The sequence below is a fragment of the Rhizobium sp. LEGMi-198b genome (assembly GCF_054114205.1).
In genome coordinates, this window is sequence record NZ_JBSYVH010000008.1 from 226,779 (window position 1) to 253,543 (window position 26,765).

29 protein-coding genes are annotated in these 26,765 nt (G+C 58.9%); 17 read left to right on the plus strand and 12 right to left on the minus strand.

The window, feature by feature from the left end:
- Positions 1–7: 7 nt before the first annotated feature.
- Positions 8–811 (plus strand): non-homologous end joining protein Ku, encoded by an 804-nt coding sequence (gene ku, locus ACXHXG_RS26680; RefSeq protein WP_457901290.1) that lies wholly within the window; start codon positions 8–10, stop codon positions 809–811.
- Positions 812–918: 107 nt separating this feature from the next.
- Here ku (ACXHXG_RS26680) and ACXHXG_RS26685 read toward each other — a convergent pair whose 3' ends face one another.
- The 3 genes from ACXHXG_RS26685 to ACXHXG_RS26695 are packed head-to-tail and all read right to left on the minus strand — an operon-like array spanning position 919 to position 2,365.
- Positions 919–1,473: a TlpA disulfide reductase family protein gene (locus tag ACXHXG_RS26685; protein ID WP_457901291.1), complete on the minus strand. Its 555-nt coding sequence runs from the start codon at positions 1,471–1,473 to the stop codon at positions 919–921.
- A gap of 46 nt (positions 1,474–1,519) precedes the next feature.
- Positions 1,520–2,017: a DsrE family protein gene (locus tag ACXHXG_RS26690; protein WP_457901292.1), complete on the minus strand. Its 498-nt coding sequence runs from the start codon at positions 2,015–2,017 to the stop codon at positions 1,520–1,522.
- 21 nt (positions 2,018–2,038) lie between these two features.
- Positions 2,039–2,365: a DoxX family protein gene (locus tag ACXHXG_RS26695; RefSeq protein ID WP_260304195.1), complete on the minus strand. Its 327-nt coding sequence runs from the start codon at positions 2,363–2,365 to the stop codon at positions 2,039–2,041.
- Here ACXHXG_RS26695 and ACXHXG_RS26700 point away from each other — a divergent pair.
- Positions 2,364–3,410, plus strand: a complete 1,047-nt coding sequence (locus tag ACXHXG_RS26700; protein WP_457901293.1) for a LysR family transcriptional regulator — start codon at positions 2,364–2,366, stop codon at positions 3,408–3,410. The genes ACXHXG_RS26695 and ACXHXG_RS26700 overlap by 2 nt on opposite strands.
- Here ACXHXG_RS26700 and ligD read toward each other — a convergent pair.
- On the minus strand, positions 3,407–5,947 hold the full coding sequence (gene ligD / locus ACXHXG_RS26705) for a DNA ligase D (protein ID WP_457901294.1): 2,541 nt from the start codon (positions 5,945–5,947) through the stop codon (positions 3,407–3,409). The two genes, ACXHXG_RS26700 and ligD, sit on opposite strands and share 4 nt — an antisense overlap.
- 3 nt (positions 5,948–5,950) lie before the next feature.
- Complete coding sequence (gene ku / locus ACXHXG_RS26710; protein WP_260304198.1) at positions 5,951–6,790, minus strand: non-homologous end joining protein Ku; 840 nt, start codon at positions 6,788–6,790, stop codon at positions 5,951–5,953.
- Between the two features lie 203 nt (positions 6,791–6,993).
- On the opposite strand from ku (ACXHXG_RS26710), the gene ACXHXG_RS26715 reads away from it, so the two are divergent.
- Positions 6,994–7,167 (plus strand): hypothetical protein, encoded by a 174-nt coding sequence (locus ACXHXG_RS26715; protein ID WP_199773627.1) that lies wholly within the window; start codon positions 6,994–6,996, stop codon positions 7,165–7,167.
- A 153-nt stretch (positions 7,168–7,320) separates the two neighbouring features.
- Entirely contained in the window at positions 7,321–7,605 is a 285-nt protein-coding gene (locus ACXHXG_RS26720) for an Sf3a2-prov protein (RefSeq protein WP_260304200.1), read from the plus strand.
- 169 nt (positions 7,606–7,774) lie between these two features.
- On the opposite strand, the gene ACXHXG_RS26725 is transcribed toward ACXHXG_RS26720, so the two are convergent.
- The 3 genes from ACXHXG_RS26725 to ACXHXG_RS26735 form a co-directional block, all read right to left on the minus strand.
- Positions 7,775–8,788 carry an alpha/beta hydrolase gene (locus ACXHXG_RS26725; RefSeq protein WP_457901402.1) on the minus strand — a complete coding sequence of 338 codons (1,014 nt, stop codon included), beginning with the start codon at positions 8,786–8,788 and terminating at the stop codon, positions 7,775–7,777.
- Positions 8,789–8,957: 169 nt separating this feature from the next.
- On the minus strand, positions 8,958–9,374 hold the full coding sequence (locus ACXHXG_RS26730; RefSeq protein ID WP_457901295.1) for a hypothetical protein: 417 nt from the start codon (positions 9,372–9,374) through the stop codon (positions 8,958–8,960).
- 156 nt (positions 9,375–9,530) lie between these two features.
- Entirely contained in the window at positions 9,531–10,220 is a 690-nt protein-coding gene (locus tag ACXHXG_RS26735; protein ID WP_457901296.1) for a DJ-1/PfpI family protein, read from the minus strand.
- A gap of 86 nt (positions 10,221–10,306) precedes the next feature.
- Here ACXHXG_RS26735 and ACXHXG_RS26740 point away from each other — a divergent pair, with 86 nt between their 5' ends.
- A complete protein-coding gene (locus tag ACXHXG_RS26740) occupies positions 10,307–11,257 on the plus strand; it encodes a GlxA family transcriptional regulator (protein ID WP_457901297.1) in 951 nt (316 codons plus the stop codon).
- 260 nt (positions 11,258–11,517) lie between these two features.
- Positions 11,518–11,955, plus strand: coding sequence for a hypothetical protein (locus ACXHXG_RS26745; RefSeq protein WP_104827235.1), 438 nt, complete (start codon positions 11,518–11,520; stop codon positions 11,953–11,955).
- 446 nt (positions 11,956–12,401) lie between these two features.
- Here the strand turns inward: ACXHXG_RS26745 and ACXHXG_RS26750 are convergent, their stop codons facing one another.
- Positions 12,402–12,626, minus strand: coding sequence for a DUF982 domain-containing protein (locus tag ACXHXG_RS26750; RefSeq protein WP_158704596.1), 225 nt, complete (start codon positions 12,624–12,626; stop codon positions 12,402–12,404).
- A gap of 238 nt (positions 12,627–12,864) precedes the next feature.
- Here ACXHXG_RS26750 and ACXHXG_RS26755 point away from each other — a divergent pair, with 238 nt between their 5' ends.
- Entirely contained in the window at positions 12,865–13,359 is a 495-nt protein-coding gene (locus ACXHXG_RS26755; protein ID WP_457901298.1) for a BON domain-containing protein, read from the plus strand.
- Between the two features lie 22 nt (positions 13,360–13,381).
- Here the strand turns inward: ACXHXG_RS26755 and ACXHXG_RS26760 are convergent, their stop codons facing one another.
- Positions 13,382–14,032: a UdgX family uracil-DNA binding protein gene (locus tag ACXHXG_RS26760; RefSeq protein WP_283051765.1), complete on the minus strand. Its 651-nt coding sequence runs from the start codon at positions 14,030–14,032 to the stop codon at positions 13,382–13,384.
- Positions 14,033–14,144: 112 nt separating this feature from the next.
- Positions 14,145–14,423: a DUF982 domain-containing protein gene (locus tag ACXHXG_RS26765; protein ID WP_311319446.1), complete on the minus strand. Its 279-nt coding sequence runs from the start codon at positions 14,421–14,423 to the stop codon at positions 14,145–14,147.
- Positions 14,424–14,654: 231 nt separating this feature from the next.
- On the opposite strand from ACXHXG_RS26765, the gene ACXHXG_RS26770 reads away from it, so the two are divergent.
- Positions 14,655–15,056: a response regulator gene (locus ACXHXG_RS26770; RefSeq protein WP_283051769.1), complete on the plus strand. Its 402-nt coding sequence runs from the start codon at positions 14,655–14,657 to the stop codon at positions 15,054–15,056.
- On the opposite strand, the gene ACXHXG_RS26775 is transcribed toward ACXHXG_RS26770, so the two are convergent.
- A complete protein-coding gene (locus ACXHXG_RS26775; protein ID WP_260304208.1) occupies positions 15,044–15,748 on the minus strand; it encodes a transcriptional regulator NanR in 705 nt (234 codons plus the stop codon). The two genes, ACXHXG_RS26770 and ACXHXG_RS26775, sit on opposite strands and share 13 nt — an antisense overlap.
- Positions 15,749–15,931: 183 nt before the next feature.
- Between ACXHXG_RS26775 and oiaX the strand changes: the two genes are divergently transcribed.
- The 9 genes from oiaX to apnL all read left to right on the plus strand — a co-directional run bounded on the left by oiaX (position 15,932) and on the right by apnL (position 26,720).
- Positions 15,932–17,191 (plus strand): 3-oxo-isoapionate-4-phosphate decarboxylase OiaX, encoded by a 1,260-nt coding sequence (gene oiaX, locus ACXHXG_RS26780; RefSeq protein WP_457901299.1) that lies wholly within the window; start codon positions 15,932–15,934, stop codon positions 17,189–17,191.
- 5 nt (positions 17,192–17,196) lie between these two features.
- On the plus strand, positions 17,197–18,558 hold the full coding sequence (locus tag ACXHXG_RS26785) for a four-carbon acid sugar kinase family protein (protein WP_457901403.1): 1,362 nt from the start codon (positions 17,197–17,199) through the stop codon (positions 18,556–18,558).
- A gap of 66 nt (positions 18,559–18,624) precedes the next feature.
- Positions 18,625–19,452, plus strand: coding sequence for a phosphogluconate dehydrogenase C-terminal domain-containing protein (locus ACXHXG_RS26790; protein WP_104827938.1), 828 nt, complete (start codon positions 18,625–18,627; stop codon positions 19,450–19,452).
- Positions 19,453–19,531: 79 nt separating this feature from the next.
- Positions 19,532–20,473: a D-ribose ABC transporter substrate-binding protein gene (locus ACXHXG_RS26795; RefSeq protein ID WP_457901300.1), complete on the plus strand. Its 942-nt coding sequence runs from the start codon at positions 19,532–19,534 to the stop codon at positions 20,471–20,473.
- A gap of 77 nt (positions 20,474–20,550) precedes the next feature.
- Complete coding sequence (locus ACXHXG_RS26800; protein WP_457901301.1) at positions 20,551–21,195, plus strand: DUF2291 family protein; 645 nt, start codon at positions 20,551–20,553, stop codon at positions 21,193–21,195.
- On the plus strand, positions 21,192–22,739 hold the full coding sequence (locus ACXHXG_RS26805) for a sugar ABC transporter ATP-binding protein (protein ID WP_457901302.1): 1,548 nt from the start codon (positions 21,192–21,194) through the stop codon (positions 22,737–22,739). The genes ACXHXG_RS26800 and ACXHXG_RS26805 overlap by 4 nt, the downstream gene beginning before the upstream one ends.
- Positions 22,739–23,803 (plus strand): ABC transporter permease, encoded by a 1,065-nt coding sequence (locus tag ACXHXG_RS26810; protein ID WP_457901303.1) that lies wholly within the window; start codon positions 22,739–22,741, stop codon positions 23,801–23,803. The genes ACXHXG_RS26805 and ACXHXG_RS26810 overlap by 1 nt, the downstream gene beginning before the upstream one ends.
- Before the next feature lie 2 nt (positions 23,804–23,805).
- Positions 23,806–24,840 carry a Gfo/Idh/MocA family protein gene (locus ACXHXG_RS26815; RefSeq protein ID WP_457901304.1) on the plus strand — a complete coding sequence of 345 codons (1,035 nt, stop codon included), beginning with the start codon at positions 23,806–23,808 and terminating at the stop codon, positions 24,838–24,840.
- Positions 24,837–26,720 (plus strand): D-apionate lactonase, encoded by a 1,884-nt coding sequence (gene apnL, locus ACXHXG_RS26820; RefSeq protein ID WP_457901305.1) that lies wholly within the window; start codon positions 24,837–24,839, stop codon positions 26,718–26,720. Before ACXHXG_RS26815 ends, apnL begins: the two co-directional genes overlap by 4 nt.
- Positions 26,721–26,765: the final 45 nt, after the last annotated feature.

The window sequence follows — 26,765 nt, forward strand, 5'->3', positions numbered from 1 at the left end:
TCGATGCATGGCGCCGCGTTCGTTCTGGAAAGGTTATCTCAAGCTTTCGCTCGTGACCTGCCCGGTCGCGATGGCGCCGGCCGTTTCCGCGAATGAGAAGATCCGATTCCACACCCTCAATCGCGAGACCCGGAACCGCGTCGTCAGCCAATATGTCGACTCCGTCACCGGCAAGCCCGTGAAGGAGGATGACGAGGTTAAAGGCTATGAGCGTGGCGAGGGCGACTATGTGCTGATCGAAGACGACGAACTGGATTCCGTCGCGCTTGAAAGCACCCGCACGATCGATATCGATGTCTTCGCTCCGCGCGACTCCATCGAATGGATATGGCTCGACCAGCCGCATTATCTGACCCCGGACGATCCCGTCGGCGAGGAAGCCTTCTGCGTCATCCGCGATGCCATGGCAGCGACCGGGACCGTCGGCGTCTCCCGCCTTGTCATGTATCGCCGCGAGCGGGCCGTCATGCTCGAGCCTCGGGACAAAGGCATCGTATTATGGACATTGCGCTACGGCGACGAGGTTCGCGACGAAGCCGCCTATTTCGAAACGATTAAGGCGGACAATACCGATCCGTCCTTGATGTCGCTTGTCCTGCAATTGATCGACGAGCAGACGAAGCCCTGGACGCCGTCGATGGCAAGCGACCCGGTGCAGGACAAGTTGCATGAACTGATTGCCGCGAAAAAGAAGGGCCGCAAACGGCCGGCCAAAGCCAAGCCGGAAGCCGAAGCGCCGCCGAGCAACGTCATCAACATCCTGGATGCGTTGAAAAAGAGCGTTGCCGCTGCCTCGAAAGCCAAGCGCTAACGCAATTCCTGGCAAAGCGCATAGCAGTTTTCTGTCCGGAATTTCGGGTAGACCAACAATGGCCATCCACCTTGTCCGGCAACACTGCAATCTCCCTGCATAGTAGCTCAAAACGAAGCATAGTAATTTATGAGGGCTTGACCTTCAGGAGAAAGCCAGTCGGACGCCCCTTCAATGAAGCCCGCGATCCGGCCTTTCGGGGTTAGAAGATAGGTGATCGGCATGCCGTATAGCGGCAGCGGCGCTTCAGCGGGTGCTCGCGGTTGCGTGAGCGATGCGCTCGGATCGATCAGGACACGAAGATGCTTGATCCCCAGGTCTTGAACAAATTCAGCGACCCGAGCACCGTCTGAGAGATCGACGCAAACGGCAACGACGGTGGCTTGGTTACCCATTTGGCGTGAAAATTTATCAAGTGCCGGCAGATCGGTACGGCAGGCGACGCACCAAGTAGCCCAGAGATTAATGAGCGTTACCCGCCCCGGCTCCGGTCGAAAATCGAGCTGGTTTCCACGAAGATCCGCGAGTTTTGTCGGCTGCAGGTTTCTTGCAGGCTCTAGCAGCGTGAATTGGTGACGCACGTTTTCAAAGACGGGAGGGTCATCGCTCGCCTTCGCAAGATCCGACCGCGACAGGAAGGAAAGCGCGGCGCCTCCGGCCATTCCACGCAGCAATGTCCGCCGGCTGTAGGTTACACGCGACCGATGGCTAGGCATGAATATAGGCCCAACCATGCTCTTCAAGATCGATCAATCGCCCGACACCGTAGGGCACGACCGTGACCCCTTCGATCAGCGGCAGCGGATGGCCTTCCTTCTGCTCGGCAATTGCCTTCGAAGAACCGCACATGCTGAGCGTGATGCCTGGAACCATCGTGCGCAGGGCCGCTATGGCATCCTTCAGCGGCGACGTGTCGTCTCGAAACATCTCGATTCCGGTAGCGTTGGCAACGATCTCGATCGAAATGCCTTCGTGCTTGGATTTATAATATTGGGCTGCGTTGATGGAACCGCTGATGGCATGTTTCATGGCCGTGACGTCATTGCTGTCCACTTGAAACACGACCTTATGTTCCTGGGGCTTTGATTGCATTGCGAAGGCTGGCGCGATCGTCGAAGCCCACCCCAGCATCGCAGCGATTGCCAAAGCAAAAAGCGCCAGCGCCAATGTAGATGGCGAGGACTTGATCGGATTACGCTTGTTCATATGTTCACTCGAACCCGACGGTCAGCGGGTTTGAATGAGCTGGCTGCGCTGCATAAAAGCGAGACCGCCTGCGACAGCGCCCAAAATGATCGTGTGTATGACATCGCCGTGCAACGCCAAGAGTTGCGTGAAGAATGCCCCAACGCAAACGCCCGTAAGCAGAATAGCGCCAAGGGCCGACCGGCGTGGCCAGATGGTCAGGCCTGCTCCGGCCAATTCAACAACTGCGGTGAAATAACGAAACCATTGGCCGAGACCGATAGCGTCAAACTCCTGAACCATTTGAGGCACGCCAGCGATTTTGGCGAGCGCTGCGGCAGCAAAGAGGGCCGCGAGAATGACGCGCATGCCGATCAAGGCAGCCGTCTTCGGCGACCATTTTCTTGGCAAAGCATATTCAGACATGACGAATTCCTTCCAAGGAGATATTGCAAACAAAAAATCATGGTTTACGAATTCACGTCAGATGTGCATTTCGGAACACATGGTTGCTGATATGGAAACCTTCTCTGGCTCGATCGATGACGTGCGTGCCTTTTGTGCCGTGGTTGACTTTGCAACGCTGTCAGCAGCAGCTCGGCAACTCAACGAGACCAAAGGCAGCATCAGTCGACGGATTTCGCGGCTTGAGAAGGCGGTTGGCGTCCGGTTGCTTTCACGCTCTCCCCGCTCCGTCTCTTGTACCGCGGAAGGACTGGAATTCTATGATAAGGCCATGCCTGCCTTGGCGCTGCTCGATGACGCCGGAGCGAGTGTCCGGAGGTCCCGGTCGATCGCGCGTGGGACGATCCGAATAACCGCGCCTATTGATATTGCGATCGAGGTATTGCCGGAGATTATCACGTCGTTTCGGCTGGATTATCCGCAGATCGCCATTGAGGTTATCGCAACGGACGCAACACTGGATCCTGTCGCACATCGCATTGATCTCGCGCTCAGAGTGGGCTTGGCGCAAATGCCCGATATGCAGTTTCAAGCATTTCCCATCGCGGAAATGAGAGTCAGCATGTTCGCGGCGCCATCCTATCTGCAAGGGAGCGGTCCGATCGAGGTTCCGGCGGATCTCGAGCGACATGCGCTTGTTCTGCCGCGGGAGCGACCGGGCGTGACCCACCTCTCGCTCTCCAACGGCGCACGAGAAGAGAGGGTCTCTCTGCGCGCCGACGTGCGAGCAAGCGACTTCGCTTGCGTATTAAAACTCGCGGAGGCCGGGGCTGGAATCGCGCCTCTTCCCGAAATTGTCGTCGTCAATTCGGTATCGACCGGGAGGCTCGTTCGCGTCCTGCCCGATTGGAGTTGGTCGGGTCTCACGCTCCACGCAATCAGCGCACCCGGACGGCAGATGACCGCTCGCGCAAAGGCATTTCGCGATTACATCAAAGCCCGGCTCTAGCGCGCTCTGCTCTTTCTGGATTTTGCTTTTTCCAAAGGTGCCGCGGCTGCCCGAAAATCTTCCCAAGGGTCGGAGCGAAGCGCCGCGAGCCGGTTGGGCGTATTATTGACCGTGAAATAGGCCGGCCCGATCGCGGGACTGAGTTCATCCCAGGCGAGTGGCATCGAGACCGCGGCACCCGGCCGCGCTCGCGTCGAATAGGGCGCCACCGCCGTCGAACCGCGCTGGTTGCGCAGATAGTCGACCAGGATTTTACCCTGGCGCTTCGATTTGGTGATGGTGGAAACGTAGCGCTCGGGGCTGTCGGCGGCCATCTGATCGGCAATGGATTTCGTGAAGGCTTTGACGGTCTGCCAGTCTGCCGTTGGTTTCAATGGCGACACGACATGCAGACCCTTGCCGCCTGACGTCTTGATGAAGGCGGCAAGGCCAGCTTCTTTCATGCGATTGCGCGTTTCCTCCGCCGCTTCGATCACCTTCTCCCAAGGCACGCCGGGGCCGGGATCGAGATCCATGATGATCATATCGGGATGTTCCCAATCGGCGATTGTAATGCCCCAGGGGTGGAGTTCCAGCGATCCCGCCTGTACGAGACCAAGCAAGCCATCGAGGTCATCGATGCTGACCAAAGGGGCCTCATCCTTTTCCTTCGGATCATGGATAAGAACGATGTTCTTGTTCAGGCCTTTCCACGCATGCTTCTGGAAAAAGCTTTGGCCATTGATGCCATCGGGACAACGCAGCAAAGCCAATGGCCGCTGCACGACGAAAGGCGCCATGTATTTCCAGACATCGGTGTAATAATCGGCGAGGCCTTCCTTCGTAACGCCCTCGTCCGGCCAATAGATACGATCGGGGTGCGTGAGAACGACCGTCCGCTTCGGCAGCTCGGGTTCCGTAGCCGAACTGGCGGAGGTTTCTCGGACAATTTCAGTCGCCTGCTTGTCTTCGCGCAGACCGCGGAATGCGGCGTGCCGGAGCTGGCCATCCGCTGTCCAGGTGCGGAATTCAATTTCAGCGACCAGTTCCGGACGAACGAAACGGACGCCGCGCGCTTCGTCGGCACTAAGGCGTTTGTCGAACGGGCTTTCATCCGCCCGCATGGCTTCGAGTTGAGAATAGAGATCTTCGGCAACCTTGTTGGTAAACCCCGTGCCGACGCGACCGACATGTTGCAGCCTGCCCTTGTCGAAAATGCCGAGCACGAGGGAGCCGATCGCCTTGCGCGCCGTCGATGACGGGACATAACCTGCAATCACGAACTCCTGCCGGAAGGAACATTTCGACTTCAGCCAACCTTTGCCGCGGCCTGAGCGATAGGGTTCATCGGCGCGCTTCGACACGATGCCTTCCAGGCTTAGGCGGCAGGCATGCTCCAGCATGAGGTCGCCATCGGCGTCGAAATCGCTGCTGAAGCGGAGTTTGCCATTCCCTGAAGGTACGATCCTCTCCAGCATTTTTTTTCGTTCCGTCAGCGGGGCGGCGCGCAGATCATATCCGTCGAGATAAAGGAGATCGAAGACATAAAGGACGAAACGATCGTTCCTGCCGTCGCTCAGATCGGCCTGCAGGGCTGAAAAATCCGATGCGCCGGAACCGGTCTCGACCACCAATTCGCCATCCATAAGCAGCGTCTTGACGGGAAGACGGGCGAGCTCGGTAAGAAGCATTTTCCCGAACTTGTCCGACCAGTCGAGACCGCTGCGTGTCAGCAACTTGACGCGCCCGTCCTCGATGCGGACCTGCAGGCGATAGCCATCGAACTTGATCTCGTGCAGCCATTGCTTCCCGCTCGGTGGCGTCTTCGTCAGCGTCGCCAAGGTCGGCGGCACGAAATCAGGCAAAGCCGATTTCCCAGCCTTTTTCACGGATGAAGGATCTGCCGAAGTTTTCACCGCGGCCCGTTGAGGTTGCTTGGCCGTGCTCGACCGTTGCTCGATCCTGCCCGTCTTCGAAGACCATCCGGGTTTTTCGCCTTCGAGCTCCTCGATCAGTCGACCGGTCTTCACGGATTCCGGCCGCTCTTCGAGAATGTCATCCGCGCCCTCAGGGCGGGCCGCCTCATCGTCGCCTTTGATGAGCAGCCAATTGTCTTTCTTCTCACGGGCGCGCCTTGCCATGCGGACCAAATGCCAGCGCCCGTGGAGCTTCTCGCCATGCAGTTCGAGTTCGATGTGGCCCTTGTTGAAGCCCTTGTGCGGATCGCCGTCCGGCTCCCAGGTACCGCGATCCCAGACGATCACCGAGCCGCCGCCATATTCGCCCTTGGGAATAGTGCCCTCGAAATCACCATAGTCGAGCGGGTGATCTTCTACCTGGACTGCCAGGCGTTTTTCGCTCGGAACCAGGCTCGGACCCTTTGCGACCGCCCAGCTCTTCAAAACACCGTCAAGCTCCAGGCGAAAATCATAGTGCAGCCGGCGCGCTGCATGTTTCTGGATGACGAAGCTGTTCTGCGCGGCTGTCTTGCGCGTGCGTCCCCTCGGCTCGGATGTTTTCGAGAAATCCCGCTTTTCGCGATAGGTCTCAAGCGCCATGGATCAACCTGCCTTTCGCTGCCGGGAAGCATTGGAAGCGGCTCGTTTCGGTGTTTGCTTCTTTTCGCCCTTGAAGCCGGCGCTTTGGCGAAGCGCCTCCATGAGATCGACAACCTTTTCCGGCTTGCGCTCTTTGCGGACAGTAATTTTGCGACCTTCGAGCTTCGCCTTGATCAGCTCGGTGAGTGCCGCCTCATAGCGATCATCAAATGTCTGAGCGTCGAACGTGCCGCTTTTCGTGGTGATGATATGCTTTGCGAGATCAAGCATTTCACCCTTGATCTTGATGTCTGGTATGTCCTCGAAAGCCTTGTCCGCGGAACGGACCTCGTAGTCGAAGTTCAGCGTCGTCGCGAGCAGGCCCTTATCGTAGGGACGGATCAGCAAAGTCCGCAGGCGCCGGAAAAGAACCGTTCGCGCGATGGCTGCCACCTTCTTCTTCTGCATACCGTCCCGGATCAGCGCAAAGGCTTCTTCGCTGCCGCGATCGCTCGGGGCGAGATAGTAGGGCTTGTCGAAATAGACATCGTCGATATCGGAGAATTCAACAAATGCCTGGAGATGAAGGGTCTTGTCGCTTCCGGGGACAACGGCGGCGATTTCGTCCGGCTCAAAGATCACATAGTCGTCCTTACCGACTTCGTAGCCTTTGACTTGATCCTCGCGCCCGACGGGTTTCCCGCTGCTGCTGTCCACGAATTCGCGCCGGACACGATTGCCCGTCGCACGATTGATGGTGTGAAAAGAAACCCGCTCTGATGTCGATGACGCGGTATAAAGCGCCACGGGACAAGTCACCAAACCGAATTGCAAATAACCCTTCCATTGGGCACGCGGCGACATCCGACAAATCTCCGGTGAAACCAATAGACTTGAACGATATCTCGCGGTTTTTGTTCCGGCACGTCAGTCAGTTTTGTTCGCTGGTTCCTTCCTTCAGATGGGAGCTCAATCAACAAGCCGGCTTCCATTTGCGCGAGACTTTATCGTCGGCTTGACTATTGCCCTCCATCATGAGAACATAAAGTGAACAAATGGAGGTATCCATGACGAAAACAGAGCAAGTCATAGAACGCGCCATGACGTTTGTCGCAGTCTCGAAAGCGCTGCGGGAACGTGAACAGGAACGGCGCGCCGCCTGGAAGCGCCGCGTCGATATCAGCCGGCCGCTGCCACCCTTGCCGCGCGGCGTGCAGCTTTCCTTCAAGTTGGATCGATAATGCGGCGAATGAGACCTGGCTTTTCGCAGATGACGAACATCCGCGGCGTAAGTTGTCTTTCGATCGAACAAGCGGCGATATGACGAAGCAGAATTGGGATCGCGCGGGGAACCGCGGCGGGGCGATGGCGTTTTCTTACAGGAGGACAATGCCATGGCAAAATATGATCCGACGTCACCCGTCCCAACTCCGGACGCGGGGCTTCCCAATCCCATCCAGCCACCTTCGGTAGAGCCGCCCAAGATAGATAGTGCGGGAAATGGTGTTGGCGGCGAGGACGATGATGAAGCCGCCTATGCGCGCGGCGTTGAAGCCGGCAAAAGGGAGACTGAGGCGGAGAAAAATCCCTATCCAGAGGAAAGCAGTCGCGCCAAAGCATATGAGCACGGCTATCTGGACGGGCAGAAGATAAGGAGCGACGACAAGCCGCCGCATTGAAATCACACCTATAACCATTTTCACGGACGCGGCAGACTGCATTGGCCTGTCGCGAGCCTGCGCACCTAAATGATAGCTGGGAAACACCTTGATATCAGGGCGATTTGATCGAGTTCGTGCTCGGTATTTTCAATGCCTGTAGAACCGTCGCCTCTCAGCCATCGATTACCTATTCGTCAGGCCTGTCGGCAAAATGAGAGACGGCAAACTCGGCGACTTTTTTATTCGATTTGCGCGCATCCTCTATCCAGAACGGGAAGATTTGCCACTGATGGATCATGCCCGACCAAACCTCCGTAGTAACGTCGACCCCGGCCCCGCGCGCCTTGTCTTCCAGCCGGCGCGTGTCATCGAGCAGCGTTTCGCGCGAACCAACCTGCAGGAGTAAGGGCGGAAAGCCGGTCATATCGGCATAGAGCGGGGACCGCTCGGGAGAGACCGGAGATTTGTCGCCGATGTAGGCGTTGCGGATGATCTCCAGCTCGCCCTTGCCCATGAATGGATCATTCTGAGCATTTGTGGTCATGGAGTCACCCGTTGCAGCGAAATCGGTCACCGGGCTCATCGCGACTACGGCCGCCGGCAAGGATGCCTTGATCCGAAGCTGGTTGAGAGTGGCCTCGATGGCCAGTGTTCCGCCCACCGACTCCCCGGCAATCACCACGTTCTCGGCCTTATATCCTGAGGCAAGAAGCCAACGATAGGCCGCCAGAGTGTCATCGATCTGGGCCGGGTACTTATTCTCTGGCAGCAGGCGATAATCGACCAAGAGCACATCGGCTGACGCAGCCTTTGCAAGAGAGCCCGCTATATTCCGGTGCGTTCTGAGCGAGCCGCTGTAGAACCCTCCTCCGTGGAGATAGAGAATCGCGCGCCGACCAATCGGATGGTGAAGTCGTGCGGGCCATATCAGATCGGCGTCGACCCCGTTGGCATCGACATGACGGATCTGGACGCGCGTCGGATCCGGCGTCGACGCCATAAGCCTTTCGAAAGCGGCCCGCCGCTGGCGAAGGTCCTGCGGGGCATAGGTCTGCCCCAAGACCCCGATGAGTTTCTGGATCTGATTGTCCGAGGCTTTCGTCTGTGAAGCGGCATCAAGCGCATAAGCCGTTGACGTCGGCAGTGCCGGCGAAAGCACCGCGGCAGCCGTGGCGATCGAGGTCGTCACAAAAAGGCGCATGAAGCGAAAAAACCAAAATCCGTTCATACGATTAGCCTTTCTGCCGCGAACGCTAGACGCAGTATCATATTCCCACGGTCGCAGAATTGATGCCTGAGTCAAGCGTGGTGCACACGGCAGGAGAGCCGGCCTGACGCTCCTGGCTTGGCGGAATTCTGAAACTCGAAGCTCAGCTATAGTGGACCCCTTCATACAGCACGTAACCTACGGGATGGTGCGTGAAGTGGAGGACCGGCAGTACCGGGTTGCTGTTGTCTTCGGTGGGGTAGGCTGACGCAATGGAAATGTACTCGCCCTGCAGCTCGATCGCCTCTCCTGTCCTCAAGTCGGGAATTTCATGATCGAGCCCTTCATTGTCGCCGAAACGCACGGCAACGAATACTGTCTGTCCGGTAATATCATCGTCGCCGCCGTCAAATTTCAGGACGGTTTCGATCTTCACCGTGAAATGCTGGTGGTTTGCGCCGTGGTGGTTCTCTGGAGCCTCGAACACATGCGCTATAACACCCTGAACCCGAGCCAGAGGCGCGCCAAGCGAATGTGAAAACCGATGGTGGGGAAGTATTTTATTTGCCCGATTGTTCATCGCAACCTCGATAAATGCAGTGGTAAATCGCCACTTCATTATCTGCAATCGATTGCACTTCGGTGACATCGCCAGCGGTTCCGACTGTCTCATCGACAGGAAGCAACCGCCGGCGTGGAGGCCGAGATGTTCTCGGTTGGTTTCCGCGATGCCCGCCTAAACCGGTTCGCTCTGAGACGCCATCAATCGGGCGATGATCGCCTCTCGTGCAACCCGCGTGCCGGCAAGGCGTCGCTTCGTCTTCGCGAGCACATCGGCTGTCGCCTCTTCCGGCGTACCCGAATGGAACGGCGGGGCGGGCGCGTATTCCAGCGAGAGCTGAACCATTTCCGCTTCTTCCTGACCAATAAGGGCCGCAACGACCGCCAGCCCGAAATCGATGCCGGCCGTCACGCCGCCGGCCGTGATGAGATTGCCGTCCCGGACGATGCGGCCGGCGGTTGGAATAGCGCCGAAGTTCGCCAGAAAATCCTGGGCATTCCAGTGCGTCGTCGCCCTCTTTTCCTTGAGCAGACCGGCGGCGCCCAGCACCAGGGAGCCGGTGCAGACCGAGGTGATGAAACGTGCCTGCTCCGCCTGTGCGCGGATAAAGGACAACACGGCCTCATCCTCAAGCAATGCATTGATGCCGCCACCGCCGGGCACGCAGATGACGTCGAGCCGAGGGCAGTCATCGAAGGTTGTCGTCGGCTGAAGCACCAGTTTCGTGGCAGAGATGATCGGCGAAGTGTCCTTCCAGATCAGATGGACCTCCGCACCCTCCGTCGAGGCAAAGATTTCGTAGGGCCCTGTCAGGTCAAGCTGCTGAATGCCGGGAAAAACGAGCAGTCCGAAGCGAATGGTCATATTTGCATCTCCAGTTGTTGACTCCGGCAAGCTTACGCGATCACCATCTGGCGTATTCGCCAAACTCCCCTCATTTTGAGCCAACCATGCGCCACATTGAAATTCTCGCTTTCGAAGATGCCCAACTGCTCGATGTAACCGGGCCATTGCAGGTGTTTACGAGCGCCAACGAGGAGGCCTTCGCTGCCGGTCAGCCGAGGCCCTATAACGCGATCGCGGTGGCCATGAACGGGCAGACCGGGACGACCTCGGGGCTGACACTTGCAACGGCATTGCTGCCCCAGGACGATGAACCGATCGATACCCTGATGGTCGCGGGTGGTGTCGGCGTCAATAAAGCGTGCGAGGAAACGGCCCTTGTCAACTGGATCCGCCGGCGGTCAGCTAGCGCGCGGCGGATCGCTTCGGTCTGCAGCGGCGCCTTTCTGCTCGCCGAAGCGGGACTTTTGGATGGGCGGCGCGCCGTGACGCATTGGAACAGATGCAGGGAGTTTTCAAAACGCTTCCCGAATGTGCGGTTGGAACCCGATCCGATCTTTATTCAGGACGGCAATATATGGACGTCGGCAGGGGTCACCGCTGGCATCGATCTGGCACTTGCGCTGGTCGAGGCAGATCTCGGCCGCAAATTGGCGCTCGCCGTCGCGCGCGAACTCGTCGTCTTCCTGAAGCGGCCGGGCGGCCAGGCACAGTTCAGCACGATGCTCTCGCTGCAGGAGAGCGGCGATCGTTTCGACCGGCTGCACGGATGGATCATCGACAATTTGCGCGCCGATCTTTCGTTGCCGGCGCTTGCCGAGCAAGCGAACATGAGCGCACGCAGCTTTTCCCGGCATTATCGCCAGGCAACGGGGCGCACGCCGGCCAGGGCTGTCGAGGATATCCGCGTTGAGGCTGTGCGGCGCCTCCTGGAGCAGGGCTTGTCCGTTCGTCAGGCGCGTATACGCTGCGGTTTCGGTTCGGAAGAGACAATGCGGCGGAGCTTCCTCAGAGCCTTCGGAACCACGCCGCAGGCCTTTCGCGATCATTTCGGATAAAGCGGCCGTCGGCAGGGATCGGAACATTGCCGCCCTCCTCGGTTGGCAGGATGCCTCTGCCGGAAAGACAGGCATCAGCGCCGAGATGCAAACTTTCGATCTTGCCCACACGCGATTGAAGGAGGGACGGACAATTTTTCTCGTTCCGCAGATCGTCCGGCACCCCAAGTTGACTGGACATCTCGTCTCTTTGGGATCACCATCAATCCGGGCTGGAGTTACATCGTAGGGGACCAACTATCGCCAAATAGGAGGCCGAGATGAAGCAGCATGCACGCGATGATTTGCAGAAAATTGCAAAAGTCGATCAGGACTTCCTTAATCGAGAGATGTCGCGAACCCAACGGCTCGAACGTTGGATAGATCTTCTCGAGCGGAGTCCCCGACAGTTTCTTTCCACTTTGCGCGAAACCGAATTTCAGCCTAGTGAAACCAGGGCGGCAATGCGGACGGATAGCTCCCCAATCTCCGTCGCATTTGCGGATCCGGTTCTTCGCGCCGCTGGTTTGGAAAACGACAGCTACGGAGAAGCCAAGCGCTTCTTCGAACTCACGGATCATGAGCTGCACGGAATTGTCTGCTACTGCCATTTCGGCGAGACGGTCAGTTCTGCCGTAGTCGCACGTTCCATTCGTCCGTTGCTCGCCGGGAGGCCTCCGAGCCTGTTTGCCCGTTTGCGCAAGGCGTTGTCGATATAGTCTAGTAGTTTCGGCAATACCGGCTCCGGCTGACGGACGTGGCGATGTGTCCAACTTGGCTGCATCGCGAAAGCAAGACACCGGCGGTCGAGCGTTGGCTTGGCAATCCCTGAGGCCACAGATCCTCAAGGATCGCCTTGCCTGACGCTTGGCGGGCGATCATCGGGGCAGCAATCTACTGCGAGAGAATAAGAAGCCTGCAATGTTGCTGCGAGGAAGCCGGCCTCCGGCCCGAATCCAAGCATAACGAGAAAGGGCGCTCAACCCTTTCGGGGAGCGCCCTTTCCAACCCGGACAGCCTGAAACGCAGCGACAACAAACGTCGAGCAGCAGACCATCAACACGGGAAGTGAAGCCTAAATACGGTTGGACGTTTCCGATTTCAAGTGGCTTTGCATGAAAGTTGCCCGGAACATCCGGTTCCGATTCTTGTATCTGCTTTCGCATCAATCCTTTATCGCTATGCCCGCCGAAACGGCGGCCGCCAAAAAGGCATCGCGCGCTTCATCTACCGACCCTTGACTGTGATAGGTGCTGATCAAGGTTTTCTTGGCCGTGGCATGAATGCGATCGGATTTGCCCGGCGGCCATTCGCGAAGAAGAAATTTAAGGGCCTGTTCGGTGTTGTTGATCGTCAGGTAGTGGCCGCTCTCCTGGGTGACGACCGTCACCGAACGATTCCACAAATATTTGGACATTTAGCTGCTTCCTCCGCCCGTGAAACGGACACTCTCCACCTTGGTTCCAGACGGAGCGAAACAATAAAAAAATAGTCATGCCTGCATGCCCAAAACGCGGTCCAAAAGCTGAACGCCGTCCTCTCGTCGCGAATGTTCGGGTTAAGCAGGGGGATCAATGAAACAAAATCAGCTCTGTCTTGTTTGTCCTTTCATAGGAAAGGAGGTCGACATGACTGAGCCTCGAAAGCCAAAAACGCTCTCGCGCGAGGAAGACTATCGCGATTATGAAGATCGCAATCTTCGTGACGGCTGGCCGTACTCGGACGGGAGTGGAAGTGCCTCTGAAAGTCCCGAGAATCGGGGATATGGCGATACCTCAGCCAATTTCGACGAGGAACGGGATGGCGATTTCATCATAGATTCAGCCGATTCGACCGGCCTCGAACGAGGCGAGGATCAAACCGTCGGACCTCTTCCGAGCGATCGTATCGACAGCGACGAACTTGAAGCGGTCATAACCGAACAGCTCGAACAGAGGGGTGTCGACGTCAACAGCGTCGACGTGCACGCCAACGACGGCATTGTGACACTGGAGGGTAACGTCGAGACGATTCCGCTGGCTCGTCATCTCACAGCGATCGTTCTATCTATTCCCGGCGTCGCGGAAGTTCGAAATAACCTTCGGACGATCGGCGTCGATGCGCATATTCCGAACGACGAATAGCGAATTTGGTGATGGATGACGGTCAGTGCCGCAGGAAACTTCGGATCTTCTTCAGATCCTGGATGAAGGCCAACCGGCTTCGCTCCTTTTCGTCCGCCTCCCTGATCCTCAAAAGAGCCGATGGGTGAATGGTGACGAGAAAGTCAAGCTGCCCGGGTGGATGAAGGATGCTGCCGCGGTCGCGCATCACCCGCACCTTCGATCCGAGCAGCGAGGATACGGCCGTCGCACCGAGCGCCACGACGAGTTTCGGTTTCAATAGTTCAAGTTCGGCGCCGAGCCACCAGGCGCAGCGCTGCACCTCGCCGGCATTGGGCCTGGAATGCAGCCGCTTCTTGCCGCGCATTTGATACTTGAAATGCTTGACCGCATTGGTGACGTAACAGCGGTCGCGGTCGACCCCCGCCTCTTCAAGACATAGATCTAGCAAGCGGCCCGCCGGCCCGACAAACGGCCTGCCCGCCAGATCTTCCTTGTCGCCGGGTTGTTCGCCGACCAGCACAACCTCGGCGGTTTCGGGGCCTTCTCCGAAGACGAGATGCGTGGCATTGCGATAGAGGTCGCAACGCGTGCAGGATTCGGCGTCGTGCCGGAGTTCGCCGAGCGTTGCCGCATCAGCATGATCGCGCTGGAGAGAAGGGCCGCTATCGGGCAAGGAGTGTTTTTCGAGCATGGGAAGCGCACTGCAATTTGAAAGTCACACCCTCGTCAACCGATCGTCGCTCTCTTTGTTCCCCGTTGTTTCGGCGAACGGGGAATTGTCGATCGGATGCAAACGGCAATTTTCACGATGCCGATCGCTCGTCCCGTATCAGACGTGCTTCGAGACAGGCCATGACAAAAGCTTCGCGCGCAGCCTCCAAGGTGGCGCGATGTGAAATGGCCGCGAGGCACTTTTCCTTTGCCTTCACATAATATGAGCCTCTTTCGGACGGCCATCTGACGGAAAGGAAATGGATTGCGTCTTCCGGTCCGTTCACGCACGAGGCGAAGCGGCCACCTACTGCGACGCAAACCGGTGCGTTCCAGAGCATTTTGAATTTGACGTCGATGATCTCGTTCATCTGCTCCCCCTGTCATTTTCCCACCAAACAAGGCGTCAAGATGATTGTTCCCGCGGGATGGAGCGCTATTTGAAGAGATATGACATTGCATGCGTAGGGCTGGAATATCCCTGAATGCTCGCAAGCAGCAGGATTGCGTTCCTCAGCATCATTGACATCCTCTTGCCGGCTCGGGAACAACCGTTGCCTTTGAATGTTCGTGGGTCTGCGGGACAGTTTCTGGATCGAAAGATGAGTGACTCGGCGGTGACATATAGCCAGATGTTTTCGGGCAAGCGGCTCTTGATCGTCGAGGACGAATATTTCCTCTCGGAAAAGGCGCGCGGGAAATTGCGCGAACTTGGCATTTTCCTAATCGGTCCCGTCGGCAAGGCGAAGGACGCTCTCGAACTGATCGAAGGCAAGAAGGCGGATGCAGTGATCCTTGATCTGCATCTTGACGCCGGATTTGTATTTCCGATCGTGGAAACGCTTCAGAGGCTGAAGCTTCCCTATATATTTGCGATAGGCCATCACCCGCCCATCGTTCGCACCCGATTTACGGGCTTCATCCTCTGTGAAAAAGCCGTTGAGATCGAACACATCGCCAAGGCGCTGTTCGGCAGGCAGAAACGCAAACTCTATTTGGTATAGAGCGCCCTCGACCTCTCCAAATGCTTCAGGACCGCAGCTTCCGTGCCGTCGGCATCATGGACGGCAAGCCGCTCCAATATTTCTTCATGTTCGACAAGCGTGAACTTTTCCTTGCCGGTCCAGATGAGCATCTCGGTATGGTAGGTCTTCAGCCATGCCAGCATCGCCTCGCTGACGGCGACAAAGATCGGGTTTCCAGAAATCTGGGCAATCCGGGTATGAAACTGCATGTCGGCCGAGATGAATTCTTCGGCATGCCCCAGAGATGCCCGCTGACGTTCGATAATATCTCTGAGATCGGCAATATCTTTTTCCGTTGCCCGCGGCGCAGCCTCCCGGGCCATGCCGCGCTCGAAGAATATGCGCGCGCTCTTCAGATGCTCGAGAGAGTCCGAAGATTGGGACAACATGATCTTCGCCGTTAGATCAACCTGCCGGAAAATCGATTTCGCGGTCAGTTGAAGCACCTTCGCCCGCTCGCCATGCGAGATGCTGACCAATCCCATATTGGCGAGCGATTGCATCGCCTCGCGGATCGCCGGGCGCCCGACGCCGAAGCGCTCCATGAGAACACGCTCTGACGGCATCTCATCGCCGGGTTTGAGTTCTCCCGACGTGATCAACCGCTCTAATCGGTCGAAGACTTCGTCAGAGAGCTTCCGACGTACAATCTGTTCGATTGGCTGGCTCATGGCATCTCGCTGGCTCAAGGCTTTTCTCCCTTATGCAATGTCAAATAGCGCCGAGAAAGCCCTTCGGCGCGACTTAGGGCCTCCCGAACAAAAAAATTCGTTGCACAAATTGGAATACTCATTATACCAGATCACGAGTTGACGCCACGACAAAATCGTCGGCGAGAGGAGCAACGGCTGCTGATGAGCATTACCATCACCTATCGCATCGAGACGCCCGGCCACATCGAAGCGATGGCCGACAAGATCGCCAGCGATCAGTCGACGGGTACGTTCGTGCCGGTTCCCGGCGAAACGGAAGAGCTGAAATCGCGGGTGGCGGCACGGGTCCTCAGCATCCGGCGGCTCGAAGATGCGGATCGGCCGACATGGCCCGAAGTTGCGGCCGGCCATGGTCCCCTTCATCGCGCCGATGTCGATATCGCCTTTCCGCTTGATGCCGTCGGCACCGATCTTTCAGCCCTGATGACGATTGCGATCGGCGGCGTCTATTCGATCAAAGGGATGACGGGCATTCGCATCGTCGACATGAAGCTGCCGGAGGCGTTTCGCGGCGCGCATCCCGGTCCGCAATTCGGTGTTGCCGGCAGCAAGCGCCTGACAGGGGTCGAGGGACGTCCCATCATCGGCACGATCGTCAAGCCGGCGCTCGGCCTTCGCCCCACTGAGACCGCGGAATTGGTCGGCGACCTCGTCAGCTCCGGTGTCGATTTCATCAAGGACGACGAAAAGCTGATGAGCCCCGCCTACTCGCCTCTCAAGGAGCGTGTCGAGGCGATCATGCCGCTGATCCTGGATCACGAACAGAAGACCGGGAAGAAGGTGATGTATGCCTTCGGCATTTCCCACGCCGATCCCGACGAGATGATGCGCAACCACGACCTCGTTTTGAAAGCCGGCGGCAATTGTGCCGTCGTCAACATCAATTCCGTCGGTTTTGGCGGCATGAGCTTCCTGCGCAAGCGCTCGGGACTGGTGCTGCACGCCCACCGCAACGGCTGGGATGTGCTGACCCGCCATCCCGGCGCCGGCATGGATTTCAAGGTCTATCAGCAGTTTTGGCGTCTGCTCGGCGTCGACCAGTTCCAGATCAACGGTATCCGCGTCAAATATTGGGAACCGGACGAAAGCTTCGTCGAGTCCTTCAAGGCCATCAGCACGCCGCTGTTCGATCCGTCGGATTGCCCGCTGCCCGTTGCCGGTTCGGGTCAATGGGGTGGTCAAGCGCCGGAAACCTACCAGCGGACCGGCCGGACTACGGATCTGCTCTATCTCTGCGGCGGCGGCATCGTCAGCCACCCCTTCGGACCGGCCGCCGGCGTCCGAGCGATCCAACAGGCGTGGCAGGCCGCAGTCACCGACATCCCGCTCGAAGACTATGCCAAGGATCATCCGGAACTCGCCGCTTCGATCGCGAAATTCAGCGACGGCAAGGGCGCGTGACGACGATGGGCAATCTTCTCATCAGCTATTACGGCGACGACTTCACCGGCTCCACCGATGTGATGGAAGCTCTGGCCTCGAACGGCGTTCTGACGGTGCTTTTTCTCGGCATCCCCGATGCGGCACTGCTTGAGCGATTTAAGCAATGCCGTGCCATCGGCATTGCCGGAACAAGCCGCAGCGAAACGCCGGAATGGATGGAGGAGCATCTTGTTCCGACATTCGAGTGGCTGAAAGGGCGCGGCGCGGCGATATGCCATTACAAGGTCTGCTCCACTTTCGATTCCAGTCCGCGCATCGGCAATATCGGCAAGGCGATCGAGATCGGCAGGGAGGTTTTTGCGCAATCCTCGGTGCCGGTCGTTGTGGGTGCGCCGCAGCTCAAGCGCTACACGGCCTTCGGCCACCTTTTCGCGGCCTATCAGGGCAAGGTCTACCGCATCGACCGTCATCCGGTGATGAGCCGGCACCCGGTCACGCCGATGGACGAAGCCGATCTGACGCTGCATCTTGGCAAGCAGACCTCGCTTCCCGTCAGCCTCGTTGATCTCGTGACCCTGGCGGCTCCGGATGCGGACCGGCGCGTCGACGAATGCGCAGGCCAGACGGCAGGAATCGTGTTGATCGACGTCGACAGCACCGAAACGCAGGCGGCTGCGGGAACGCAGCTTTGGCGGCGCGCGGCAAAGGACGGGCCTTTCGTCGCCGGGTCCTCCGGTGTCGAATACGCACTTCTCAATGCTTGGCGCCACGAAGGTCTGATTGGCGAACGCCCCGTTTTCGCCCCGCCGGGAAAGGTCGAACGCCTCGCAGTGGTTTCCGGCAGTGTCTCGCCAACGACAGAACGGCAGATACGCACGGCGATGACGGATGGTTTCGACGGCATCGACGTCGATCCCCTGGCACTCATCGGCGAAAGTGCTGACCGGGCGATCGAAGATGCCGTCAATGCCGGCATTACCAGCCTGCAGACGGGCCGCAGCGTCATCCTGCACACGGCGCTTGGCCCCTCGGCCGATCGCGGCAGCGCGATCGACCGTTTTCCGGGCGCCCGGCATCGGCTCGGACAGGGCCTTGGCACCATCCTGCGCCGTATCGTCGAAAGTGAAAAGCTCGGCCGTGCGGTCATCGCCGGCGGCGACACGTCGAGCCACGCGCTCAGGGAATTGCGCGTGGAAGCGCTGACGACGCTGCTCCCCCTTCCCCAGACACCGGGATCGCCGCTCTGCGTGGCTCACGGCAGCTACGCACCAACCAATGGACTGCAGATCGCGCTGAAAGGCGGACAAGTCGGAACCGACGGATATTTCTCACAGATCCGCGACGGAAGGCGCGCTTACAAAACGACTCTTACGCACTTCGGATAATGGCGTGATCATTGACTCATTATACCACTTGCGATACCACAATTTGAAATGGACGAGGTAGAAAACATGACTGCAATTGCTCTTTTCGGCGCCGGCGGGAAAATGGGGTACCGGCTCGCCAAAAATCTCAAAGGCTCGCGCTTCGATGTCCGCCATGTCGAGGTGAGCGATGTCGGCAAGGCGCGCCTGAAGAACGATCTCGATCTGTCGTGCGTGCCCGTGGACGAGGCCCTTGATGGCGCCGAAGTCGTCATTCTGGCCGTTCCGGACACCGCCATCGGCAAGGTTGCCGCAGGGATCGTCGACAAGCTGAAGCCTGGAACGATAGTGGTCGCCCTAGACGCCGCGGCACCTTTTGCGGGCCACCTGCCGAAGCGCGACGACCTGACCTATTTCGTCACCCATCCCTGCCATCCGCCGATCTTCAACGACGAAACCGATATGCAGGCGAAGAACGACCACTTCGGCGGCCTGTTCGCCAAGCAGCATATCGTTTCCGCGCTGATGCAGGGGCCGGAAGCTGCCTACGCACTCGGGGAGGAGATCGCCAAGATCATCTGGGCGCCGGTTATGCGCTCGCACCGAGTCACCGTCGAGCAGATGGCGATGCTTGAGCCTGGGCTTTCGGAAACGGTCTGCGCATCGCTGCTCGTTGTGATGCGGCAAGCCATGGACGAGTGCGTCGCGCGCGGCGTCCCGGAACAGGCCGCTCGCGATTTCCTGCTCGGCCACATGAACGTCCTCGGCGCCGTGATCTTCAACCAGGTCGAGGGTGTGTTTTCGGATGCCTGCAACAAGGCGATCGAATTCGGCATCCCGGCGCTGATGCGCGACGACTGGAAGAATGTCTTCGAGCCGCAGGAAATCGCAGAAAGCATCCGCCGCATTACCTGACCGAAATCCCGGGAGGGTTTGGCCCTCCCTTCTTTCGCCCTGCTGGGAACAGGGCCTGTTTCATAATCGGGAGGACACCATGAAACTGACACGCAAACTCACTGTTGCCGCCTTTGCCGGCGCTCTTGCGCTTGGCACCGTAATGCCGGCCTTTTCGGCCGATCTGATCGCCATCATCACACCCGCGCATGACAATCCGTTCTTCAAGGCCGAAGCCGTGGGCGCCCAAGCCAAGGCGAAGGATTTGGGCTATGAGACGCTCGTCATGACGCACGACGACGATGCCAACAAGCAGTCGGAAGTCATCGATACGGCGATCGGCCGCGGCGCCAAGGCCATCATCCTTGACAATGCCGGCGCCGATGCGACGGTTGCGGCCGTCAAGAAGGCCAAGGATGCCGGGATCCCCTCCTTCCTCATCGACCGCGAAATCAATGCGACCGGCGTTGCCCTCGCCCAGATCGTTTCCAACAACTATCAGGGTGCCCAGCTCGGCGCGCAGGAATTCGTCAAGCTCATGGGCGAGAAGGGCAATTATGTCGAGCTCGTCGGCAAGGAATCCGACACCAATGCCGGCATCCGCTCGCAGGGCTACCATGACGTCATCGACGACTACCCGGATTTGAAACTGGTCGCCAAGCAATCGGCGAACTGGAGTCAGACCGAAGCCTATGCGAAGATGGAAACCATCCTGCAGGCGAACCCGGACATCAAGGGCGTGATCTCGGGCAACGACACCATGGCGATGGGCGCGATCGCAGCGCTTCAGGCCGCTGGCCGCAAGGATGTGATCGTCGTCGGCTTCGACGGCTCCAACGATGTGCGCGACTCGATCAAGGCCGGCGGCATCAAGGCGACCGTACTGCAGCCCGCCTACGCACAGGCCCAGATGGCGGTTGAGCAGGCCGATGCGTACATCAAGAACAAGACGACCCCGAAGGAAGAAAAGCAGCTCATGGATTGCGTTCTCATCAATGGCGGGAATGCCGACAAGCTTGAGACCTTCGCGCTGAAGAATTGATGGCGGACCGAGCATTGCGGAGGGCGTGGCAGAGCCGCGCTCTCCAGGCTTTTTTCTTTGAGATTGAGGTGCATTGCATGCTGAGGATCAGAGGTGCGGTTGTGGTCATCATACTGGCCGCAGCACTGCCCGGCTGTAAGATCATCAAGACGCCGACCGCCGAAGAGAAGGCGGCGAACGCGGCAAAGAGCGCCTTCGATCCTACGGCCAAGGTCGACGCGATCTGGCAGTCGCAGGCGGTACCCGACCTTGAAAAGCGTTCCGGCGATCTCAAAACCGTGATGCAGGCTGCGGCATCGAACCCGGATGAAGCCGGCGCAAAATACGGCAATCCACGCAAGCAGAGCACCTCGCCCTGGACCTATGCCGTGAAGCTCAAGGGCAAGATCGTCGCCGCCGATACGACGTCCCGTGCCGCAACGCTCGACGTCGATGTCGATGGCGACGGCAAGGCGGATGCGAAGATTCAGATCGGCCCTGCAATCCGCGGCACGGCGCTGCGCGACGCGTTGGATTTCGTAGACTTCAACGAATTCAAGAACCAGATCGAATGGGCGCAATTCGGCAAAGCGTTCAATGAGAAGGTGAACACGTCCTTTCTCGCTGCTTTGCCCCGAGATGGCCTGACCGGCAAGACGGTCAATGTGACCGGCGCCTTTCCGCTGCCCGCATCCGGCCAATTGCCGCTGATTACCCCTTCGGCGCTGACGTTGGAACAATGACGATGAGCGATACCACAGAGGAAGACATCATCCTTCGTCTCGAGGACGTGTCCAAGGTTTATTCCGGCATCGTCGCGGTCAAGCGCGCCAACCTCCAACTGCGGCGCGGCGCGGTCAATGTGCTGGTGGGAGAAAATGGGGCCGGCAAATCGACGCTGATGAAGATCATCGCTGGCGTCGAACGTCCAACCGCCGGCCGTATCCTCCTGGAGGGCGAAGCCGTTCATTTCGACAGTCCGGCAGATGCGCAGGCACGCGGCATCGGCATGATTTTCCAGGAGCTCAATCTCTTCGCCAACATGACTGTCGCCGAAAATATTTTTGCGACACGCGAAATCACGCGCGGCCTTTTCGGCATCGATCACAAGGCGCAGGTCGCAAAGGCCAATGAATTTCTGACGAAGCTGGATGCGGGCATCAATGCCGAGACTATGGTCGAGGATCTGCCGATCGGGCAGCAACAGCTTGTCGAAATCGCCAAGGCCATTTCGCTGAATGCCCGCATTCTGATCATGGACGAGCCGACCTCGGCGCTTTCGGCGGCGGAAGTCGACATCCTTTTCAAGGTGATCGCCGAACTGAAGGCGCAGGGCGTAGCAATCGTCTATATCTCCCACCGGCTGGAAGAGCTGATGCGGATCGGCGACTACATCACCGTGCTGCGCGACGGGCAGATCACCGGCCAGGCGATGGTCCGCGATATCGACACGAAATGGATCGTCCGATCGATGATCGGATCGGATGCCAAGGACTTCGCCAAGGACAGCGGCCATGCGATCGGCAAGGAAGCCTTCCGCGCCGAGGACATCAGCCTGCCGCGACCGACCGGGGGCCTTGCTGTAGACCACGTCTCGCTCTCCGTTCGCGCCGGCGAGATTCTCGGCATCTATGGCTTGATGGGCGCCGGCCGCAGCGAGTTTTTCGAATGCGTCATGGGCCGGCACATGCATTCGACCGGCAGGATTTTCATCAACGGCGTCGAGGTCCGAGAACGCGATACCACCCGGCGGATCCGGAAAGGCTTGGCGCTGATCCCGGAGGATCGGCAGCGCGAGGGGCTGGTGCAGGTGCTCTCGATCGCCAGCAACCTGACGCTTGCGAGTCTTGGCCGCTTCGTTCGCCTCTTCCATATCAATGCCAATGCCGAGAAGAGGGCTATTCGCGACATGATCCGCGATCTCTCGATCAAGGCACCCAACCCCGATTTCGAGGTGACGTCGATGTCCGGCGGCAATCAGCAGAAGGTCGTCATCGGCAAGGCACTGATGACCGATCCCAAGGTCCTTCTGATGGACGAGCCGAGCCGCGGCATCGATGTCGGCGCCAAGGCAGACGTCTTCCGCACCATGCGCAAGCTCGCCGGTAAGGGTCTCGCAATCCTGTTTTCAACCTCCGACCTTGAAGAGGTCATGGCGCTTTCCGACCGCATCGCTGTCTTGAGCAACGGCCAGTTGGTTGCCGTCTTCGACAGAAGCGAGGCGACGGAAGAGGCGATCGTCGCAGCATCGGCCAAGGGACACGGACATACAAGGAAACTCGCGTGATGACCGCGGACATATCTTCTTCTTTTGCGGCCAAGCGGTCGAACGGTTCTGTACTCCTGACGCTGATGAAACTCAGGACCTTCATCGCGCTCTTTGCCGTGATCATCTTCTTCGCCGTCTTCGCGCCGAACTTCACTTCGACGGCCAACATGATCCTGATGTCGAAGCACGTTGCGCTCAATGCCTTCCTGGCGATGGGCATGACCTTCGTCATCATCACCGGCGGCATCGACCTCTCGGTCGGCTCGATCGTCGGCCTGTGCGGAATGGTCACCGGCGCGCTTATCCTCAACGGCGTCGAATTACCGATCGGATATACGGTTTACTTCAATCTTTATGAGATCGTGCTGATCACCCTTGCCGTCGGTATCGTGATCGGGCTGATCAACGGATTGCTCATCACCAAGCTCAACGTCGCGCCCTTTATCGCAACGCTTGGAACACTGTATATAGCGCGCGGCATGGCATTGCTGTCTTCGGACGGCCAGACCTTTCCAAACCTGGTCGGCACACCGGAATTCGACACGACTGGCTTCGATGTCTTCGGCGCCGGACGGCTGCTTGGCCTCCCCGTCTCCATCTGGATCCTCATCGTTCTCGCGCTGCTTGCCGCCTACGTTGCCCGCTCGACGCCCATCGGCCGGCATATCTTTGCCGTTGGCGGCAACGAGCGCGCGGCGCGCATGTCGGGCATTCGCGTCGATCTGGTGAAGATCTTCGTCTACATGTTCTCCGGGTTATGCGCGGCCATCGTCGGCATCGTCATTTCGTCGGAACTGATGGCCGCACATCCGGCGACCGGCGAGAGCTTCGAGCTCAACGCCATCGCCGCGGCCGTCCTTGGCGGCACCTCCATGTCCGGCGGACGTGGCACGATCGGCGGCACGATCATCGGCGCTTTCGTCATCGGCATCCTCTCCGACGGATTGGTGATGATGGGCGTTTCATCCTTCTGGCAGATGGTCATCAAAGGGCTGGTCATCATCATCGCCGTTGTTGTCGATCAGGCGCAGCGCCGTCTCCAGCAGCGCGTGACACTCATGCAAATGGCAAAGGCAGGTTGAGAATGACGGAACTCAAGGGTGCGCTCATCGGCTGCGGCTTCTTCGCAGTCAATCAGATGCATGCGTGGAAGGACGTCAAAGGCGCGGAGATCGTCGCGATCTGCGATCGTGATCCCGAGCGATTGAAAATTGTCGGCGATCAGTTTGGCGTCGCGCGGCGTTACAGCGACGCGGCGGCTCTTTTCGCCGACGGCGGCTTCGATTTCGTCGATATCGCGACGACCGTGCAAAGCCACCGCGCGCTGGTGGAAATGGCTGCGACCCATAAAGTCCCCGCCATCTGCCAAAAGCCGTTTGCCAAGACGTTGAGCGACGCCAAAGCCATGGTCAAGGCTTGCGCGGACGCCGCCATCCCCCTGATGGTTCACGAGAATTTCCGTTGGCAGACACCGATACAGGCGGTGCACACCGTCCTTCAATCAGGCGTGATCGGCGAGCCGTTCTGGGGCCGTTTTTCCTTCCGCTCCGGCTACGATGTCTTCTTCGGCCAGCCCTACCTTGCCGAAGGCGAGCGCTTCATCATCGAGGATCTCGGCATCCACACGCTCGATATTGCGCGCTTCATCCTTGGCGACGTCGCGACGCTCACCGCTCGCACCAAACGGGTCAATCCGAAGATCAAGGGCGAGGACGTCGCGACGATCATGCTCGACCATCAGAATAGCGCGACATCAATCGTCGACGTGAGCTATGCGACCAAGCTTGGTGTAGAACCCTTTCCCGAGACGCTGATCGAGATTGACGGAACGCTGGGAACGATCCGGCTCTCGCAAGGCTATCGTCTTGAGATCAATAGCCCCGAAGGCGCGACAGTGTCGGATGCTTCGCCCAGGCTTCTCTCCTGGGCTTCCCGCCCATGGCATAATATTCAGGAGAGTGTCCTCGCCATCCAGCAGCACTGGACCGACCGCCTTGCCGATGGCGGCGAGACCTCCACGTCCGGTGCGGACAATCTCAAGACCTTCGCTCTTGTCGAGGCCGCCTATGAGAGTGCCGCCAACGGGCGTCCGGTCGATATCGGAGCGATGCTGCGATGACGACTGAGATCGATCCGTTCCAGCTCTACGGCACGCACGAGACCGAAACGCCGCCGGTGCGGCTGACCGCCGGCAAGCTCGCCGTTGACTTCAAGGACGGCAATCTGCGGACCATCCGCTACGACGGCGCCGAAGTCTTGCGGGCCGTCTCCTATCTGGTTCGCGATCGCGATTGGGGCACGTATGCGCCAGCTATCGACGATCTGCGGATCGACCAGCATCAGGACGGCTTTTCTGTCAGCTATGTGGCGCGCTGTACGGGGCCTGAGAATACCGAACTTGCGATCGACGTTCACATAACGGCCGAGGCCGGTGAAGCGCTGATCTTCGAGGCGGAAGCGCTGACAAAGACCGGTTTTGAGACGAACCGCTGCGGCTTCTGTATCCTGCATCCGATCGTCGGCGTCGCCGGCAGGCCGGTTTCGGTCGAGCATATCGATGGCAGCCGCGAGGACACGCATTTGCCTGACCTCATCGAACCCTGGCAACCCTTCAAGGATATGCGGGCGATTACGCATGGCGTGACGTCAAACGTGACGGCGGAGTGCCGCATGGAAGGCGACACTTTCGAAATGGAGGACCAGCGCAATTGGTCCGATGCCTCCTACAAGACCTATGTTCGCCCGCTTGCCCTGCCCTGGCCCTATCGCATCCCGCCCGGTGAGCCCATGCGGCAACGGATCGTTCTCACCATAGGCGATATGCGACGTTCGCCCACCGCGTCTTCCACGCTTGCTGCGGATACACCCCCGGTCAAGCTGAGCCTCGGAGAGAAATCTGGCACGATGCCTGCAATCGGGCTCATCATTACGCCGGAAGAAGCGCCGGCAACACTGGCTGCGCGGAACCGGCTGGCCGAAGTCGCGCCGCAGGAATTATTGTTCCACTTCGACCCCGACGCCGGCCACGGCGCTGAGGCCTTCAATTCCTTTGCGGCCATCGCGGCGCTTCACGCTGGCCGATCGACGTTGGAAATCGCATTGCCGTGCCGCCAGGCTCCGCTTGTCGAAGCTCAACAAATAGCGAACTGGATGCGAGATGCCGGTTTCAAGCCGGATGCAATCGTCATATCCCCTTCGGTCGACCGGCAATCAACGCCACCGGGTAGCAAATGGCCCGAGTGTCCGCCGCTTGAAGAGGTTTATGCCGCCGCTCATGCAGCCTTTCCGGGTGTGCGGCTAGGCGGCGGCATGCTCAGCTATTTCACCGAACTCAACCGCAAGCGCGTTCCTTCCGGACCGCTCGACTTCATCACCCATTGCACGAACCCGATCGTACATGCGGCTGACGATGTCAGTGTGATGCAGACGCTGGAAGCCCTGCTATTTATCACGCGCTCGGTTCGCGCCATCTACGGCGACAAGCCCTATCGCATAGGCCCCTCCACCATCCCGATGCGCCAGAACCCCTATGGCAGCCGGACGATGGACAATCCCGCCGGCCACCGCATCCCAATGGCAAACAGGGACCCCCGGCACAATGGCCGTTTCGCCGAAGCTTTCGCGCTTGGCTATGCGGCTGCCGTGCTCGACGCCGGGCTAGAATGCCTGACGCTTTCGGCACTGACAGGGCCGTCCGGGTTGATCGCCGGCGGGGATGAGCCGTCGCCGGCCGGCGGCAGGCGACCGCTCTTCAATACGATCGCGACGCTCGCCCGCCTCGCCGGCAGCCAATGGCGGGAATGCGTCTCCTCGGATCCAACTGCTGTCCTTTCTTTTGTTGCTGCGCCGGCTAACGAGGCACCGCAATTGCTACTGGTGAACATTACGGCTGCGGCCCGGCAGGTCGAACTCGGATGCCTGCGCCCGGCCGAGAAACTAAAAAGCGGAAGCCTCACGCTCGCGCCTTTTGCCGTTGGTTCGATCACTCTGATGGATTGACCTGACACCCGAGAAGCGCAACTTAGTCTTCCGAAGCGAGATGAC